Origin of the sequence: Achromobacter sp. JUb104, from assembly GCF_024806975.1 — a bacterium.
GTDB lineage: Bacteria > Pseudomonadota > Gammaproteobacteria > Burkholderiales > Burkholderiaceae_B > Achromobacter > Achromobacter spanius.
The window spans coordinates 935,818-951,450 of sequence record NZ_JANUEY010000002.1; the positions used below are offsets into that span (position 1 = coordinate 935,818).

Consider the following 15,633-nt stretch of genomic DNA (forward strand, 5'->3'; position numbering starts at 1 on the left):
ATTGAACGGTGGCCGCAGGCGCGGATTCTGCGCTTTCGGGTGGCACGCACCCCAAGGCCCCATCCAGACAACGGTTTTTATGTCACTAGGCATTGTATTTCACACAGCGGCTGCCTTGGCGTACGCAGTGCTAGGGGGGTCTCTCTGGGCCCGCCTGGCCGGCGCCGGGGAAGTCGAACGGACGGGCAAAATCGGCCGTCTGTGCCTGCTGGGGGCCTTGGTCCTGCATGGAATCGGGCTGCAACAATCCATGCTGGGCGCCCAGCATCTGTTCATTGGGTGGGCACTGGCCCTGTCCGCGGCCATCTGGCTGGGCATGGTGGTGTTCTGGCTGGAAAGCCTGCTGGTACGTATCGACGGCCTGCAATTGCTGCTGCTGCCCGCCGCCGCCATCGCCAGCGCCCTGGCCGCCGTGTTTCCCCAGGGGCAGTTCGTGCCCCACGCCGACAACGCCTGGCTGCGCGTGCACCTGCTGATCGCCCTGGCCGCCTATGGCCTGATCACCATCGCCGCGCTACACGCCATGATGATGGCCCTGCTTGACCGCCATCTGCACCGCCCGCTGGACGCCCCCGCCGAACGCAGCATCATCGGCCGCGTGCTGGACTCCCAGCCGCCGTTGCTGGTGCAGGAACAACTGCTGTTCCGTATTATCTGGATCGGTTTCATCGTGCTGACCTTGGCGGTGGGCTCGGGGTCGGTGGCGTCCATGAAGCTGACGGGCAAAATCTTGCCGTTTGACCACAAGACCGTCTTCACCCTGTTGTCCTGGCTGACGTTCGGCGTGCTGCTCGCTGGCCGCCACGTGTGGGGCTGGCGCGGGCGTGTGGCGCTGCGCTGGACGTTGACGGGTTTTGGTTTTTTGATTCTGGCGTACACCGGCAGCCGGTTCGTGCTGGAAATGATTCTGCATCGAGGCTGACGTGGGCAAGTTGTTGTTCTGGATCGTTTTGATCATCGCGGTGCTGTTCGTGGCCCGCATCGCCGCCCGCATGGCGGCGGCGCGCCAGGCTGGCGAGCAGCCCAAAGGCCGCAGCCAGCCGGCCCCGGCCAAGCACGCGCCGGAATCCATGGTGCGATGCGCGCACTGCGGCATCCACCTGCCCCGATCCGAAGCCGTGCTGCTGAACGGCCACACCTGGTGCAGCACCGAGCATTCCAAGCTGGGCCCGGCCAGGAAATAAGCGGCGCGCAGGCGGCAGCGATGGCGCCAACGGCTGCGTTTTACGCGCGGCCCCTTGCGAAAAACGCAGATTTGGGAGGCGGCGGCGACCACGGCATAATGCCCGTTGGATTCACCACGCATGCTCTCTCTTATGGCTCTGCTTCTGGATCGACATGGCTGGCTGGCGCCGGCCCCGGGTGTAACCCTGCTGCCCTCGCCCAACCGCGACGCACGTCCCAAAGACGCGCAGGTCTCGCTGCTGGTTCTGCACAACATCAGCCTGCCCCCCGGAAAGTTTGGCGGCCCCGAAGTGGCCGGGCTGTTCCTGAACACACTTGACTACGCTTCGCACCCCTGGCTGGAACGCCTGCGCGGCTTGCGCGTATCGGCCCACTTCTTTATTCGCCGCGATGGGCGCATCATTCAGTTCGTGTCCACCGACCAACGCGCCTGGCACGCCGGGGTGTCGCGCTTTGGCAAGCGCGAACGCTGCAACGACTTTTCCATTGGCATCGAACTGGAAGGCACGGACACCCTGCCCTACGCCGACGAGCAATACCTGGCGCTGCGCAAGCTGACGCCGGTGCTGCGCGCGCGCTACCCCTTGGCCGCGGCCTGGGGCCACGAACACATTGCCCCGGGACGCAAGACCGACCCCGGGCCGGCTTTCAACTGGACGCGCTTTTCGCGCGACAGCGGCTTTGCGCGGCGGCAGTTGCCGCCCGTCTGACACTACTCAAGGACTGGTTATGTTGAAGATCTGGGGACGCCTGACGTCCGTCAACGTGCAGAAAGTGATGCTGGCCGTGCGCGAACTGGCGCTGCCGCACACCTTCGTGCAGGCAGGCGGGCCGTTCGGCGTGAACGACACGCCGGAATTCGCCAAGCTCAACCCGAACCGCACCGTGCCAGTCATCGACGATGGCGGCTTCGTGCTGTGGGAATCGAACGCCATCGTGCGCTACCTGGCCTCGCGCTACGGCGTGGGCACGCTCTGGCCCGAAGACGCCTGCCTGCGCGCCGACGCCGACCGCTGGATGGACTGGCAGGCCACCGAATGGCAAGGCGCGATGGGCCCGGCCTTCCTGGGCCTGATCCGTACGCCCGAAGACAAGCGCGACCACGCCGCCATCGAGAGCTCGGTCAAGCGTTCCAACGCGCGCGCCCTGATCCTGGATCAAGCCTTGCAAGGCCGCGAATTCATCGCCGGCCGCCATCTGACCATGGGCGACATCGCGCTTGTCTGCGCGGCGCACCGCTGGCTGGCCCTGCCCATTGAACGCCCCGACACCCCGGCGCTATCCGCCTGGTACCGCCGCGTGATGATGCGCCCCGCCCCGCAAGGCGTGCTGACGCTTCCGCTGGAATAGCGCGCCCGAATGATCGTGCGCGGGAATAGAGAAATGTAGGATGGGTGTAGCGCGAGAGATCGGTGTGAAGAACCCCGCTGCGGATCGCGCGAAACCCATCAAGCAACAGAGGCGCTGTGGCGGGTTCCGCTTAGCACCATGTCGTTGTGGCAGGCTCCGCTTAGGATCAGCCATTGTTTGATGGGTTACGCGCGATCCGCGTTTGCGTTCTTGCGGGCGACCTTGCGCGCTACACCCATCCTACGCACTGCGCTGGCTCAGCCGCGGTCGACCTTCCAGCCCATTTCCGCCGAGATGCCCGCCGCCGCGTCCTGCACCACCGGGATCATGTCGCGCATGCGTTCCAGGGACATGTACGGCACCGTGCTGGACACGCTGATCGCCGCGACGATGCCGCTTGAGGCATCGCGCACGGGCGCCGCCACGCAGCGGATCGACGGCTCGTTGTCTTCCAGGTCAAACGCATAGCCTTGCGCCGCGTATTCGCGCATGCGGTCGCGAAACGCTTCCCAGGTCTGCTGGCCGCCCGGCGCGCGCGACGATACCGGCGCGCCGATGCGATGCAGCGCCTTCCATTGCGGTTCTTCGGTGTCCAGCAGCAGCGCCTTGCCCACGCCCGTGGCGGCAAGCGGCATGCGATGCCCCACGCGCGACCGCATCTCTAGCCCTTTCTTGCCCGAGATCTTTTCCAGGTACAGCACGTCGTCGTTGTCACGCACGGCCAGATGGATGGTGTCGCCCGTTTGTGCGGCCAGCGCATCCAGATAGGGGCGCGCCAGGGTCGCCATGGGAAACGCTTCGCGCGCCTGGAAACCCAGCTCGATCAGCTTCGGCCCCAGCACATACCCCACGCCCGGCAAGGCCCGCAGATAGCGTTCTTGCACCAGGCAACTGGCCAGCCGGTGCGTGGTGCTGCGCGCCACGCCGATGCGGGCGCAGATGTCTTTCAGGTCACGCGCACCGGCCGCCACCGCCTGCACCACTGCCAGGCCGCGCATCAAGGTTTGCGTACCGGCAGGCGCGACGGCGTCGGGGTCCAGCGTGGGGGTGGAATTTGCAGTCGGGATGGTGGTCATGAAACGTGAATACACAGCGAGAACGGGGGCAAGCATACCCGGGATGGCGCAGGGCGCGGAGGCGGCGGAGTTGCGGCAGGATTTCCACCCCGGCGGCTGCCCGATCGCGTCACGCCACATTCCCTGTATATGGGATTTAATTCTACATTTTGAGATTTTCAAGCTCTGATCTAGAATTTTTTCCCAACGCGCGCAGGCTGTTATGAAGGCCCGACGCGCATCAAGACAACAAGGTCGCAGCGCCCCGTATTGCATGCCTTGCCCGCGCCCACCTCGGCGCCACCGGCAAGCGACGTCGGGCAAGGCGACCAACGATGAGACACATCAGATGACACCCGCAACACCCACCCGCGCGGCGCTTATCGCGCTGGATTGGGGCACCTCTTCGCTACGCGCGTACCGGCTGGACGACACGGGCCGCACGCTGGACACCCGGCATCTGCCCTGGGGCATCATGCGCCTGCCGCAGCCCTTGCAGGACGGCGCGGCCAGCACCGCCTTGTCCGGCTTCGACCTGGCGTTTGAACAAGCTTGCGGCGACTGGCTGCGCGCCGAGCCGACGCTGCCGGTCATCGCCTGCGGCATGGTCGGCAGCGCCCAGGGTTGGCAGGAAGCCGCGTACCTGGACGTGCCCGTCGACCTGGAACGCATCGGCACCTTGCTGACCGTCGTCCAACGCCCAGGCGCCGGCCCCAACGCTACGCCGGTACACATCGTGCCCGGCCTGATCCAGCGCCATGGCCTGCCCAACGTGATGCGCGGCGAAGAAACGCAGGTGTTCGGCGTGATGTTCGACCAGGCTGGTGGATCGGGAGCGGACCTGGCCGTCGATCAAGCCGCCGATAAAGCCGCCAATCAAGCAACCGATCAAACCGCAGGCCCGGCCGAAGGCAGCGGCGCAAACTGCGGTGCAAACAGCAGCGCAGACGCGAGTTCACGCCTGACCCGGACCCCGGCCAAGATCCCCGCCGACAGCGTGTTGATCGGCCTGCCCGGCACGCATTCTAAGTGGGTCAGCGCCCGCCAGGGCCGCGTCACGCACTTTGACACCTTCATGACCGGCGAGGTCTACGCCGCGCTGCGCGGCCACACCATCTTGGGCCGCACGATGAGCGAGGCGCCCGCCGCCGACCAGGACGCCGACATCGCCGCCGACAGCGGTGCCTTCATGCGCGGCGTGAAAGTGGCCGGTGCGCCGGCCGGACGCGCCGGCGTGTTGTCCACCATCTTCAGCACGCGCGCGCTGGGCTTGACCGGGGAACTGCCTTCGACCTCGCAAGCCGACTATCTGTCGGGCCTGCTGATCGGCCACGAAATTGCCGCGCTGGCCCAGATGCTGCGCGAGCAAGGCGAGCGGCCCCGCATCGTGCTGTGCGGCGACCCCGCGCTGTGCCAACGCTACATCCTGGCCATGCAGCACTACGGCCTGGGCACGCCCGAGCAAGCGCAGAACGCCACTGAACGCGGCTTATGGCACCTGGCCGTCTGCGCAGGGCTGGTCAAGACCGGGCAGATCAAAGCCGGACCGGTCAAGGCAGAACCGGTCGACACCGACACCCCCACTTCGGCACCCGTCTAGGAACCCCACATGACTCACACCGGACTGCAAACCGCCATGGCCCATTGCGGGCTGATCGCCATCCTGCGCGGCATCCAGCCGCACGAAGCGGAAGACATCGGCAATGCCCTGTACGCGGCGGGCTTTCGCCTGATCGAAGTGCCGCTGAATTCACCGGACCCGCTGGCCAGCATCCGCGCCATGCGCGCCGCGCTGCCCACCGACTGCCTGATCGGCGCCGGCACCGTGCTCAACCCCGACGACTGCGCGCGCGTGCAGGATGCGGGCGGCGAATTGATCGTGATGCCTCACAGCGACGCCGCCGTCATCCGCGCCGCGAAAAAGTTGGGCATGGCGTCCTGCCCCGGCGTTGCCACGCCCACCGAGGCGTTTGCCGCGCTAGCGGCCGGCGCCGACGTGCTGAAGATGTTTCCCGCCGAGCAGCTCGGCCCCGCCGTGCTCAAGGCCTGGCGCGCCGTGATGCGCCCGCCGATCGCGCTGGTACCGGTAGGCGGCATCACGCCCGACAACCTTTCCGTTTTTGCCCAGGCGGGCGCCAGCGGCTTCGGCCTGGGCTCCGCCTTGTACAAACCCGGCCTGACGGCCACCGATGTCGGCCAGAACGCGCGCGCATTCGTCGCCGCCTGGCAACGCGCCTATTCCGCCCAGGAGACCCAAGCATGAAGATCACCAAGCTCACCACCTACATCGTGCCGCCCCGGTGGTGCTTCCTGAAAATCGAAACGGACGAAGGCATCGTCGGCTGGGGCGAGCCCGTCGTGGAAGGCCGCGCGCATTCCGTGGCCGCCGCCGTTGAAGAACTGTCCGACTACCTGATCGGCAAAGACCCGCGCAACATCGAAGACCACTGGACGGTGCTGTACCGGGGCGGCTTCTATCGCGGCGGCGCCATCCACATGAGCGCGCTCGCCGGTATCGACCAGGCGCTGTGGGACATCAAGGGCAAGCACCTGGGCGTGCCGGTGTCGCAATTGTTGGGCGGCAACGTGCGCGATCGCATCCGGGTGTATTCGTGGATTGGCGGCGACCGCCCGGCCGATACCGCCGCCGCCGCCAAGAGCGCCGTGGACCGTGGCTTTACCGCCGTGAAGATGAACGGCACGGAAGAACTGCAATACATCGATTCGTTCGACAAGGTGGATAAGTGCCTGGAGAACGTGGCCGCCGTGCGCCAGGCCGTCGGCCCCAACGTGGGCATCGGCGTGGACTTCCACGGCCGCGTGCACAAGCCCATGGCCAAGGTCCTGATGAAAGAGCTGGACCCGTTCAAGCTGATGTTCATCGAAGAGCCCGTACTGAGCGAACACTACGAAGCGCTGAAGGAACTGGCGCCGCTGACGTCCACCCCCATTGCGCTGGGCGAGCGCCTGTTCTCGCGCTGGGACTTCAAGCGCGTGCTGTCCGAAGGCTATGTAGACATCATCCAGCCCGACCCGTCGCACGCGGGCGGCATCACCGAAACCCGCAAGATCGCCGCGATGGCCGAAGCGTATGACGTGGCGCTGGCGCTGCATTGCCCGCTAGGTCCCATCGCGCTGGCTACCTGCTTGCAGATCGATGCCGGTTGCTACAACGCCTTCATCCAGGAACAAAGCCTGGGCATTCACTACAACGCCGCCAACGACCTGCTGGACTACGTCAGCAACCGCGAAGTCTTCAAGTACGAAGACGGCATGGTCGCCATTCCGCAAGGCCCGGGCCTGGGCATCGAGGTCAACGAGGAATACGTGAAGGAACGCGCCGCCGTGGGCCACCGCTGGCGCAACCCGATATGGCGCCACGCCGACGGCAGCTTCGCCGAGTGGTAAGGCCAGCCCGATCACGCTGACTGACCGCCATGCGGCGTCTCATGCTTCTGTCACGAGCGCCGCTTTTTCTTCTTCATATCGATAACCCATCGGCATCCAAGCCGATGGCCCCCGCCCCTAGAAGGGCGCACGAGGAGACAATCCGTGTCGACCGCCACCCACGCCGGCTTGCAACAGACCCAGCGCCCCACGCGCAGCCGCTACATCATCATGGTGATGTTGTTTATCACCGTCGTCATCAACTACCTGGACCGCAGCAACCTGTCCATCGCCGCGCCCGCGCTCAAGGACGAGTTCGGGCTGGACACCTGGCATGAAGGGCTGATCCTGTCCGCCTTCGGCTGGACCTACGCCGCCATGCAGATCCCCGGCGGCTGGCTGGTGGACCGCGTATCGCCCCGCGTGCTGTATGCCGCCGCGCTGATTCTGTGGTCGGCCGCGACCTTCTTCATGGGCTTTGCCAGCAGCTTCATCATTCTGTTCGTGTTGCGGCTGGCGGTGGGCGCGTTGGAAGCCCCCGCCTATCCCATCAACAACCGCGTCGTCACCACCTGGTTTCCCGAAAAAGAACGCGCCACGGCCATCGGCTTCTACACATCGGGCCAGTTCGTGGGCCTGGCCTTCCTGACGCCGGTGCTGGCCTGGTTGCAACACCACTACGGCTGGCACATGGTGTTTGTCAGCACCGGCTTGCTGGGTATCGTCTGGGGCGTGCTGTGGTACCTGATCTATCGCGAGCCACGCCAGTTCAAGGGCGCCAACGCCGCCGAGATCGAACTGATCCAGCAAGGCGGCGGCGTGGTCGACCTGGACCGCAACGCGCGCGCCAAGAAGGCGCCGTTCAACTGGAATGACCTGGGCCTGGTGATGTCCAAGCGCAAGCTGTGGGGCGTGTACCTGGGCCAGTTCTGCCTGACGTCCACGCTGTGGTTCTTCCTGACGTGGTTCCCGACCTATCTGGTGAAGTACCGAGGCATGGACTTCATCAAGTCGGGCTTCCTGGCGTCCGTGCCCTTCCTGGCCGCGTTCGTCGGCGTGCTGTGCTCCGGCGTGCTGTCCGACTTCCTGGTTCGGCGCGGCGCCACCGTGGGCCTGGCCCGCAAGCTGCCCATCATCCTGGGCCTGCTGATTTCCACATCGATGATCGGCGCCAACTTCACCGACTCCACCCCCTGGGTCATCTTCTTCCTGGCCCTGGCCTTCTTCGGCAACGGCCTGGCGTCAATCACCTGGTCACTGGTGTCCACCTTGGCGCCGGTGCGGCTCTTGGGCCTGACGGGCGGCGTGTTCAATTTCGTGGGCAACCTGTCATCCATCTGCACGCCCATCGTGATCGGCTTCCTGGTATCGAAAGACAACTTCGCCCCCGCCATCGTGTACGTGTCGTCGCTGGCATTGCTGGGCGCGCTGTCGTACATCCTGCTGGTGGGTAAGGTGGAGCGGATAGAAGCGTGATTGATGTGTGTTGGTGAGATGAAGGGTGCCGAATGAACGGCACCCCTTTTTTTGTGCGCTGTAGAAGGAGTCAACTTGAGCTATATTCGTCTATAGACGAATATTTTGAAGCGCGCGGTACGCGCTTGGCAACATTGGAACCAGAGAACACCATGAAAAGCAGACCCCATGATGAAGCGATGGCCGAGCTGTACCGTGATGACCCCGCATTGGCCGTTGACCTGATCAACAGCGTGCTGGAAGACGGAACCCAGGCTGAACTCTTGATCGCGCTGCGGCAACTGACGCAGGCTTTTGGTGGCGTGCAGACCGTGGCGGCGCAAGCGCACCTGAATCCCACCCAGCTCTACCGCACACTGTCACCCAAGGGCAACCCCGCGCTAAGCAGCCTGACGGCAATCCTGAAAGCCTTGGGCCTGCGGCTGGCGGTACAACCGCTGACGCCCGCGGGCGCCAGATAACGTTAATGGGCGGGTTGGGCGACAACACCCAAACCCGCCCTGCGAATAGCTAATGCTCGACGCGCCCCTCAGCAGCCCTGCATCGCCAGTTTGCGGCGGCGCACGTTGCCGGCCCGCTGCACCAGCACCAGCGCCAGCCCGGCCATTGCGATGACGGCGCCGGCGATGGGTACCGCCGAGTAGCCCAGCCCGGCCGAGATCACTGCGCCGCCAGCGGCCGCGCCGACCGCGTTGCCCAGGTTGAACGCGCCCACATTCACCGAAGACGCCAGCCCGGGGGCCGCCGTGGCGGCGCGCATCACGCCCATCTGCAAGGGCGGCACCACGGCGAAGGTGGCGACGCCGAAGATCAACAGGGAAACGGCCGCACCGATCTGGGTGGAGGCGATCCACGGGAACGCCAGCAGGTCGATGATGACGATCACCAGGAACGTAATCAGCGTGCCGTCCAGCGAGCGGTCAGCCATGCGGCCACCCACGCCGTTGCCCAACGTAAAGCCCAGGCCGATCAGCACCAGCATGCCGGTAATGAAGGCGGGCGATGCGCCGGTAATGTCGGCCAGCGTGGGTGCAATGTAGGTGTACAGCGTGAACATCGCGCCCGCGCCCAGCACCGTGGTCAACAGCGCCAGCAGCACGACGGGGCTTTTCAGCACGGCCAGTTCATGGCGTACATCCGGGCGGCGTCCCGCTTCGCCCGCCGGCAAGGCGAACCACAGCGACAACATCGCAATCAAGCCCAGCACGGCGGTGGCGAAAAACGACATGCGCCAGCCGATCACCTGCCCCAGCCACGTGGCGGCGGGCACGCCGCCCACGTTGGCGATGGTCAAGCCCATGAACATGGTCGCCACCGCGCTGGCCTGCTTGTGGCGCGGCACCACGCTGGCCGCCACCAGCGAGCCCAGGCCGAAGAACGCGCCGTGGTTCAGGCTGGTAACCAGCCGCGCCAGCAACAGCGTGGTGTAGTTGGGCGACAGCGCCGACAGCACGTTGCCGATGGTGAAGATCAACATCAACAGAATCAGCGCCTTGCGCCGCGACCAGCGCGAAAACGCCAGCGTCATCAGCGGCGCGCCCAGCATCACGCCGATGGCGTAGGCGCTGATCAACATGCCGGCGCTGGGAATGGAGACGTTCACGCCCTCGGCAATAACGGGCAACAACCCCATGGGAGAAAACTCGGTCACGCCGATGCCGAACGCACCGACGGCGAGCGCCAACAGCGGCAAGCCGGACTTCACCGGCGGATTATCTTGCGGGTTCATGCGGATTCCTTGGAGCACGTCGGAAAGACAGGCGTGCAGTATGACGGCGCGATCCTTGCGGAAAAAGCCGTCTGGCGGGCAAACACTTTTGACTTCAAGTCACGAATCGCCCCCAAGCACGGGCGCTACGTCAGACCCAGCAAGCGTTCCGTTTCACGCGCCAGGGCGACCAGTCGGGGGCCGATGTCCGCCGCCCGCTCGCGGTAGGGTCCGTCCCCCGACGGTACGCCGCAGTTAAAGACGTACAGCAGCGACTGATAAGGCCGCCACAAGGGCGCGGCAAAGCCATAGGCGTCTGGGCGCCACTGCACGTTGTTGCCGCAATATCCCTTGCGTTCCAGGTCGCGCGATGCCGCCGCCAGGCTGGGGAAGTGCTCGGCGTAATGGCGCGCGTCGGCCACGCGCAACTGGTTCAGCACCACCGCCCGCTCGGCATCCGGCACCCGGCACAGCCAGGCCTTGCCCGCCGCGCTGGACAGCAAGGGCAAGGCCGCGCCGATGTCGGGCCGGGTCTGCAAGGCATCGTTTGACCTGGCGGTTTCCACATAGACCATCTGCAAGCGGTCGCGCACCACCAGCGACACCGCGCCGCACGCATGATCGGCCAACTGCTTCATCAGCGGCCGCGCCAACTGGCGGATCTGCATGCTGGCCAGCAAGGGGTAGCTCAGCGCCAGCACCGACGCGCCCAGCCGATAGCGGGCGGGCGACCCCAGGCGCTGCAAGAAACCCAGTTCGACCAAGGTATGCGTCAGGCGCGCCACCGCGCTTTTGGACAGGCCGGTCTGCTGCGCGAAGTCCTTGTTGGCTAGCTCCGGCCGGTCCGCCCGAAAGCACGCCAGGATATCGATGCCGTGCGCCAAGGTGGTGGCAAAGTCGCGGTCGGGGTTGGGGTTGGGCTGGGGATCCCGGGCGGCGTCATGTTCAAGTTCAAGCGGCATCCTGGCGCTCCAGCATTTTTTCCACCCGCGTCACCAAGGTCAGCAGACGTGGCGCGATGCGTCGGCGCAAATCGCCCGGTCGCAGCCGCCGCGCCGGCACGCCGCAATTGAACACGAACACCTGCCCGTCCACCCGACTACGCATCGGCACCGCCACGGCATGCACGTCGGCATGCCATTCGCCTTCGGCCACGCAGTAGCCATGCGCGGCATAGTCGCGGCGCGCCTGCTCCCACCCCGGCGCATGCCGTTGCCAGGCGGCCGGATCTTGCAGTCGCAGCGCCTGCAACAGCGCTTCTGCCTCATCGTCATCCGCCTGCGCCAACCACGCCCGGCCCATCGCCGAGGGCAGCAGCGGCAGCATGGCGCCGATGTCGGGCCGAAACGCCACGGCGTCATGGCCCCGGCACGTTTCCACGTACACCATGTGCGTGCCGTGATGCATGCCCAGCGACGCCGACCCGCCCGCCGCGTTGGCCAGCCGCGTCATCAGCGGGCGCGCCAACTGCCGCAGCTTGATGCTGGCCAGCAAGGGATAGCTCAACGACAACAACGCCGTGCCCAGCCGGTAGCGGCGCAGGCTGGCGTCATAGCGCAACAGGCCACGCTGGACCAGCGTATAGGTCAGCCGCGAAATCGTGGCTTTGGACAGGCCGGTGCGCTCAGCCAGCTCGCGGTTGCTGAGCGCGGGTTCGCCATGGCGAAAGGTCTGCAACACGGCCAGGCCGTGAGCCAGCGTGGTGGCGAAATCAGGGTCGGGGTGGCGGCCGCCCAGGGGCGTGGTCATGGTCGCAATCCGGGTGGAGATTCCGCGCTGAATAGTGACAGGCGGAACGTGAAAGGCGAGAAATGAAAGGCGCGCAGTAAAAGCGAAAAAGCGTGGAATGTTGATGCCGATGATAGAGCAAGCGCGGCCCATATCGAGCAATAGGCGTTCAAGATATCAAAACACTTGTCTCGCATTTCGCTTTGCTTTGCTAGCCTGGGTTCCATGTTGTCCGGCGCGGATTCGTCCGCCCGCCAGGCCAGCCAATTAGAAAATCGGAGACAACCCATGATCAGGGACCCTGACGGCTTTCCCGCCTTCATCGAATCGCTGCGGCGCTTCGTCCGCCAGCAACTGGTTCCGCGCGAAGCCGAAGTGGCGCGCCTGGATGAAGTGCCCGACGACCTGGTGCGGGCCATGGCCGACCAAGGCATGTTCGGCTATTCCATCCCGGAAGCCTATGGCGGCGCGGGCATGAGCACCGAAGAACTGATCCGCGCGGCGATTGAGCTGTCGCAATGCTCCGTGGCGTTTCGGGCGCGCGTGGGCACCAACACCGGCATCGGTTCCGAAGCCCTGGTGGCCGACGGCACCGCGCAGCAGAAAGACCACTACCTGCCCCGGCTGGCGTCAGGTGAATTGACCGGCTGCTTCGCGCTGACCGAGCCGCAGGCCGGGTCGGACGCCACCGCCCTGCGCACGACCGCCGTGCGCGACGGCGACAGCTATGTGCTGAATGGCGAAAAGTGCTTCATCACCAATGCCCCGCTTGCCGGCCTGTTCACCGTCATGGCGCGCACCGACCCCGACGCGCCGGGCGCCAAGGGCATATCGGCCTTCATCGTGGAACGCGGCACACCCGGTTTGTCCACCGGCCAGCCCTACGACAAGATGGGCCAGGCCGGGTCGCCCGTGTCCGCCGTCTACTTTGAAGATTGCCGCGTGCCCGCCGCCAACCTGATCGGCGGCCAGGAAGGCATGGGCTTCAAGACGGCCATGAAAGTGCTGAACAAGCAGCGCATTCATCTGGCCGCGCTGTGCATCGGCCCCGCCATCCGCATGCTGGACGACACGCTGCGCTTTGTGGCCGAACGCCAGCAGTTCGGCAAGCCGCTGATGGACTTCCAACTGATCCAGGCGATGCTGGCCGATTGCCAGACCGACATCCAGGCCGCGCTGGCGCTGGTGCTGCAAACCGCGCGCGAACGCGACGAGGGCCGCGACGTAACCATGAACGCGTCCATCTGCAAATACTTCGCGTCGGAAATGTGCGGCCGTGTGGCGGACCGCTGCGTGCAGATGCACGGCGGCTACGGCTACATCGCCGACCAGGGCATTGAACGGTTTTATCGCGACGTGCGCCTGTTCCGCCTGTACGAAGGCACCAGCCAGATTCATCAACTGACCATCGCCCGCCACACGCTGGCGCAGGCCGGTTACACGCCCGGCCGCTAGGCCAGGGCGCTATCCCGGGACCGCAGCCAAAAGAAGCCCGCGGCCCATCAACCCAAGGAGACTCTCATGCTGCACAAGCACCTGCCGAAATGGATCGGCGCCATCGCCGCCGCATTCACCTGCGCGGCGCTGCCGCCCCAGGCCGCCGCCGCGTATCCCGACAAGCCGATCCGGCTGATCGTGCCGTTCGCCCCCGGAGGATCCACCGACATCCTGGGCCGCCTGCTGGCCGAAGCGCTGCACCCCATCCTGGGCCAGCCGGTCATCGTGGAAAACAAGCCGGGCGCCGGCGGCAATATCGGCGGGGACTTCGTGGCGCGCGCCGCGCCGGACGGCTACACGCTGCTGCTGGCGGCGGCCGGCCCCACCGTCATCAACCCCAGCCTGTACGCCAACATGCCGTTCGACCCCGCCCGGGACCTGACCGCCATCACCTGCCTGGAACGCGAACACAACCTGATGGTGGTGACCAAGTCCATGCCCGTGAAGACGCTGGAGGAATTCCTGACGTACGCGCGCAATAACCCCGGCAAGCTGTCGTTCGGTTCACCCGGCAATGGCTCGCCCGCGCAACTGGCCGGCGAACTGCTCAAGCAGAAGGCCGGCCTGCAAGCCGAACACGTGCCCTACAAAGGCAGCGGCCCCGCCATCACCGACCTGGTCGCCGGCCATATCGATTTCATGATCGACAACATGCCCGCGCTGCTGCCACAAGTGAAAGCGGGCAACCTGCGCGCGCTGGCCGTGCCCAGCGATGCGCGCGCGACCGCCTCGCCAGACATCCCCACCTTCAGCGAAGCGGGCATGCCGGGTTTTGAGGTCATGGCGTGGAAAGGGCTGATGTCGCCCGCCAACACGCCGCCCGCCGTGGTGGACCGCTTGCACGCCGCCGTGGCCAAGGCATTGCAAGACCCCGTGTTGCGCGCCCGCTTCCAGGAATTAGGCGCCGAGCCGCTGGTCAACACGCCCGCCGAATTCGCCAAGCAGATCGCGGACGAGACCTTGTGGTGGAGCAAGCTGGTGAAGTCCACCGGCACCCGCATCCAGTAAGCGTTTAGACGTCAGCCTCACCAGCAAGCCAATACCAGCCCGCCTTTAAGAAGGGAACGCCATGCCCGCCCAGCCCATCGGCGACGCCGCCATCGAAGACCTGTGCGAACGGGTTCGCCGCTTTGTCGATGACATCGCCATCCCCGAAGAATCCCCCGCCATCGCCCGCGACGTGGCGGCCCTGGACGCATGTGTAGCGCGCTTGCGCGTGCAAGCCCGGGACGCTGGCCTGTACGCGCCGCAACTGCCCGTGGAACTTGGCGGGCTGGGCCTGGGCTGGCGCGCGCTGGCGCAAGTGCTGGAAGCGGCCGGTCGCGGCTTTCTGGGGCCGGCCGCCTTGAACTGCGCCGCGCCCGACCAGCCCAACATGCTGACATTGCTGCGACTGGGCACCCCCGCCCAACGCGAGCGCTTTCTGCTGCCCCTGATCCGCGCGGAACAGCGCGCCTGCTTCGCCATGACCGAACCCGCGCCGGGCGCGGGGTCCGACCCGTCCATGCTGCGCACCCGCGCAACCCGGCGCGGCCAAGGCTGGGTGTTGAACGGGCACAAGCAATTCATCAGCGGCGGCGTCGGCGCGGACTTTGCGCTGGTGCTGGCGCAGGCCGATGCCGGCGCCACGCTCTTCGTCGTGCCCGCCGACACGCCGGGCTACCGCGTGGTGCGCGACATCGGCATGGTCACCGGCTACCAGATCGGCGGCCATGCGGAAATTGAATTGGACGGCTGCGAGGTCGGCGACGACACCGTGCTGGGCGAACCCGGCCGTGGCCTGGAATACGCGCAACTGCGGCTGGAGCCCGCGCGCCTGTCGCACTGCATGCGCTACATCGGCCGCGCCCGCCGCGCCCTGGAAACCGCTCAAGCCTACGTCAACACGCGCGAGTCTTTCGGGTCGCGCCTGGCCGATCTGCAACAGATCCAGGCCATGGTGGCCGATTCACACATCGACCTGCATGCCAGCCGCTTGATGACGCTGGATTGCGCGGGCCGCATGGACGCGGGCTTGTCCGTCAAGCAGCACAGCGCCATGACCAAGGTATTCGTATCCGAAGCCGTCAACCGCGTGGCCGACCGCGCCGTGCAAATGATGGGCGCATCGGGCCTGTCCGACGACACCCCCGTGGCAATGATCTGGCAAGAAATGCGCCCCTTCCGCATCTACGACGGCGCCAACGAACTGCACCGCGCCAGCCTTGCGCGCCGCCTCTTGGCGCGCGGCTGACCCATCCCAGGAGA

Annotated in this window: 16 protein-coding genes; 12 read left to right on the forward strand and 4 right to left on the reverse strand. The window is 66.0% G+C overall.

The window, feature by feature from the left end:
* Positions 1–79: 79 nt before the first annotated feature.
* The 4 genes from M2361_RS16170 (at position 80) to M2361_RS16185 (ending at position 2,535) form a co-directional block, all read left to right on the forward strand.
* On the forward strand, positions 80–922 hold the full coding sequence (locus tag M2361_RS16170; protein WP_167400967.1) for an inner membrane protein YpjD: 843 nt from the start codon (positions 80–82) through the stop codon (positions 920–922).
* Between the two features lies 1 nt (position 923).
* Positions 924–1,184: a PP0621 family protein gene (locus M2361_RS16175; RefSeq protein ID WP_100854284.1), complete on the forward strand. Its 261-nt coding sequence runs from the start codon at positions 924–926 to the stop codon at positions 1,182–1,184.
* A gap of 132 nt (positions 1,185–1,316) precedes the next feature.
* On the forward strand, positions 1,317–1,895 hold the full coding sequence (ampD, locus tag M2361_RS16180) for a 1,6-anhydro-N-acetylmuramyl-L-alanine amidase AmpD (protein ID WP_259251507.1): 579 nt from the start codon (positions 1,317–1,319) through the stop codon (positions 1,893–1,895).
* 19 nt (positions 1,896–1,914) lie between these two features.
* The gene (locus tag M2361_RS16185; RefSeq protein ID WP_259250573.1) at positions 1,915–2,535 is read left to right on the forward strand and encodes a glutathione S-transferase family protein; all 621 of its coding nucleotides are present in this window, start codon (positions 1,915–1,917) and stop codon (positions 2,533–2,535) included.
* A gap of 257 nt (positions 2,536–2,792) precedes the next feature.
* Here the strand turns inward: M2361_RS16185 and M2361_RS16190 are convergent, their stop codons facing one another.
* A complete protein-coding gene (locus tag M2361_RS16190; protein ID WP_259250574.1) occupies positions 2,793–3,611 on the reverse strand; it encodes an IclR family transcriptional regulator in 819 nt (272 codons plus the stop codon).
* A 328-nt stretch (positions 3,612–3,939) separates the two neighbouring features.
* Between M2361_RS16190 and M2361_RS16195 the strand changes: the two genes are divergently transcribed.
* The 5 genes from M2361_RS16195 to M2361_RS16215 all read left to right on the forward strand — a co-directional run bounded on the left by M2361_RS16195 (position 3,940) and on the right by M2361_RS16215 (position 8,914).
* Positions 3,940–5,190: a 2-dehydro-3-deoxygalactonokinase gene (locus tag M2361_RS16195; protein ID WP_259250575.1), complete on the forward strand. Its 1,251-nt coding sequence runs from the start codon at positions 3,940–3,942 to the stop codon at positions 5,188–5,190.
* A gap of 9 nt (positions 5,191–5,199) precedes the next feature.
* Complete coding sequence (locus M2361_RS16200; protein WP_100854280.1) at positions 5,200–5,853, forward strand: 2-dehydro-3-deoxy-6-phosphogalactonate aldolase; 654 nt, start codon at positions 5,200–5,202, stop codon at positions 5,851–5,853.
* The gene (gene dgoD, locus M2361_RS16205; protein WP_050445685.1) at positions 5,850–6,998 is read left to right on the forward strand and encodes a galactonate dehydratase; all 1,149 of its coding nucleotides are present in this window, start codon (positions 5,850–5,852) and stop codon (positions 6,996–6,998) included. The genes M2361_RS16200 and dgoD overlap by 4 nt, the downstream gene beginning before the upstream one ends.
* A gap of 144 nt (positions 6,999–7,142) precedes the next feature.
* The gene (locus tag M2361_RS16210) at positions 7,143–8,453 is read left to right on the forward strand and encodes an MFS transporter (protein ID WP_259250579.1); all 1,311 of its coding nucleotides are present in this window, start codon (positions 7,143–7,145) and stop codon (positions 8,451–8,453) included.
* A gap of 152 nt (positions 8,454–8,605) precedes the next feature.
* Positions 8,606–8,914: a DNA-binding protein gene (locus M2361_RS16215; RefSeq protein WP_050445682.1), complete on the forward strand. Its 309-nt coding sequence runs from the start codon at positions 8,606–8,608 to the stop codon at positions 8,912–8,914.
* 68 nt (positions 8,915–8,982) lie between these two features.
* Here M2361_RS16215 and M2361_RS16220 read toward each other — a convergent pair whose 3' ends face one another.
* The 3 genes from M2361_RS16220 to M2361_RS16230 form a co-directional block, all read right to left on the reverse strand.
* On the reverse strand, positions 8,983–10,182 hold the full coding sequence (locus M2361_RS16220; RefSeq protein ID WP_259250580.1) for an MFS transporter: 1,200 nt from the start codon (positions 10,180–10,182) through the stop codon (positions 8,983–8,985).
* Between the two features lie 125 nt (positions 10,183–10,307).
* Complete coding sequence (locus M2361_RS16225; protein WP_259250581.1) at positions 10,308–11,123, reverse strand: IclR family transcriptional regulator; 816 nt, start codon at positions 11,121–11,123, stop codon at positions 10,308–10,310.
* Positions 11,113–11,910, reverse strand: coding sequence for an IclR family transcriptional regulator (locus M2361_RS16230; protein ID WP_259250583.1), 798 nt, complete (start codon positions 11,908–11,910; stop codon positions 11,113–11,115). The genes M2361_RS16225 and M2361_RS16230 overlap by 11 nt, the downstream gene beginning before the upstream one ends.
* 267 nt (positions 11,911–12,177) lie before the next feature.
* Here M2361_RS16230 and M2361_RS16235 point away from each other — a divergent pair, with 267 nt between their 5' ends.
* From M2361_RS16235 to M2361_RS16245, 3 genes are all read left to right on the forward strand, one after another.
* Entirely contained in the window at positions 12,178–13,344 is a 1,167-nt protein-coding gene (locus M2361_RS16235; protein ID WP_259250584.1) for an acyl-CoA dehydrogenase family protein, read from the forward strand.
* A gap of 66 nt (positions 13,345–13,410) precedes the next feature.
* Entirely contained in the window at positions 13,411–14,394 is a 984-nt protein-coding gene (locus M2361_RS16240) for a tripartite tricarboxylate transporter substrate binding protein (protein ID WP_259250586.1), read from the forward strand.
* Positions 14,395–14,455: 61 nt separating this feature from the next.
* Entirely contained in the window at positions 14,456–15,619 is a 1,164-nt protein-coding gene (locus M2361_RS16245) for an acyl-CoA dehydrogenase family protein (RefSeq protein ID WP_259250588.1), read from the forward strand.
* The last annotated feature ends 14 nt before the right edge of the window (positions 15,620–15,633 follow it).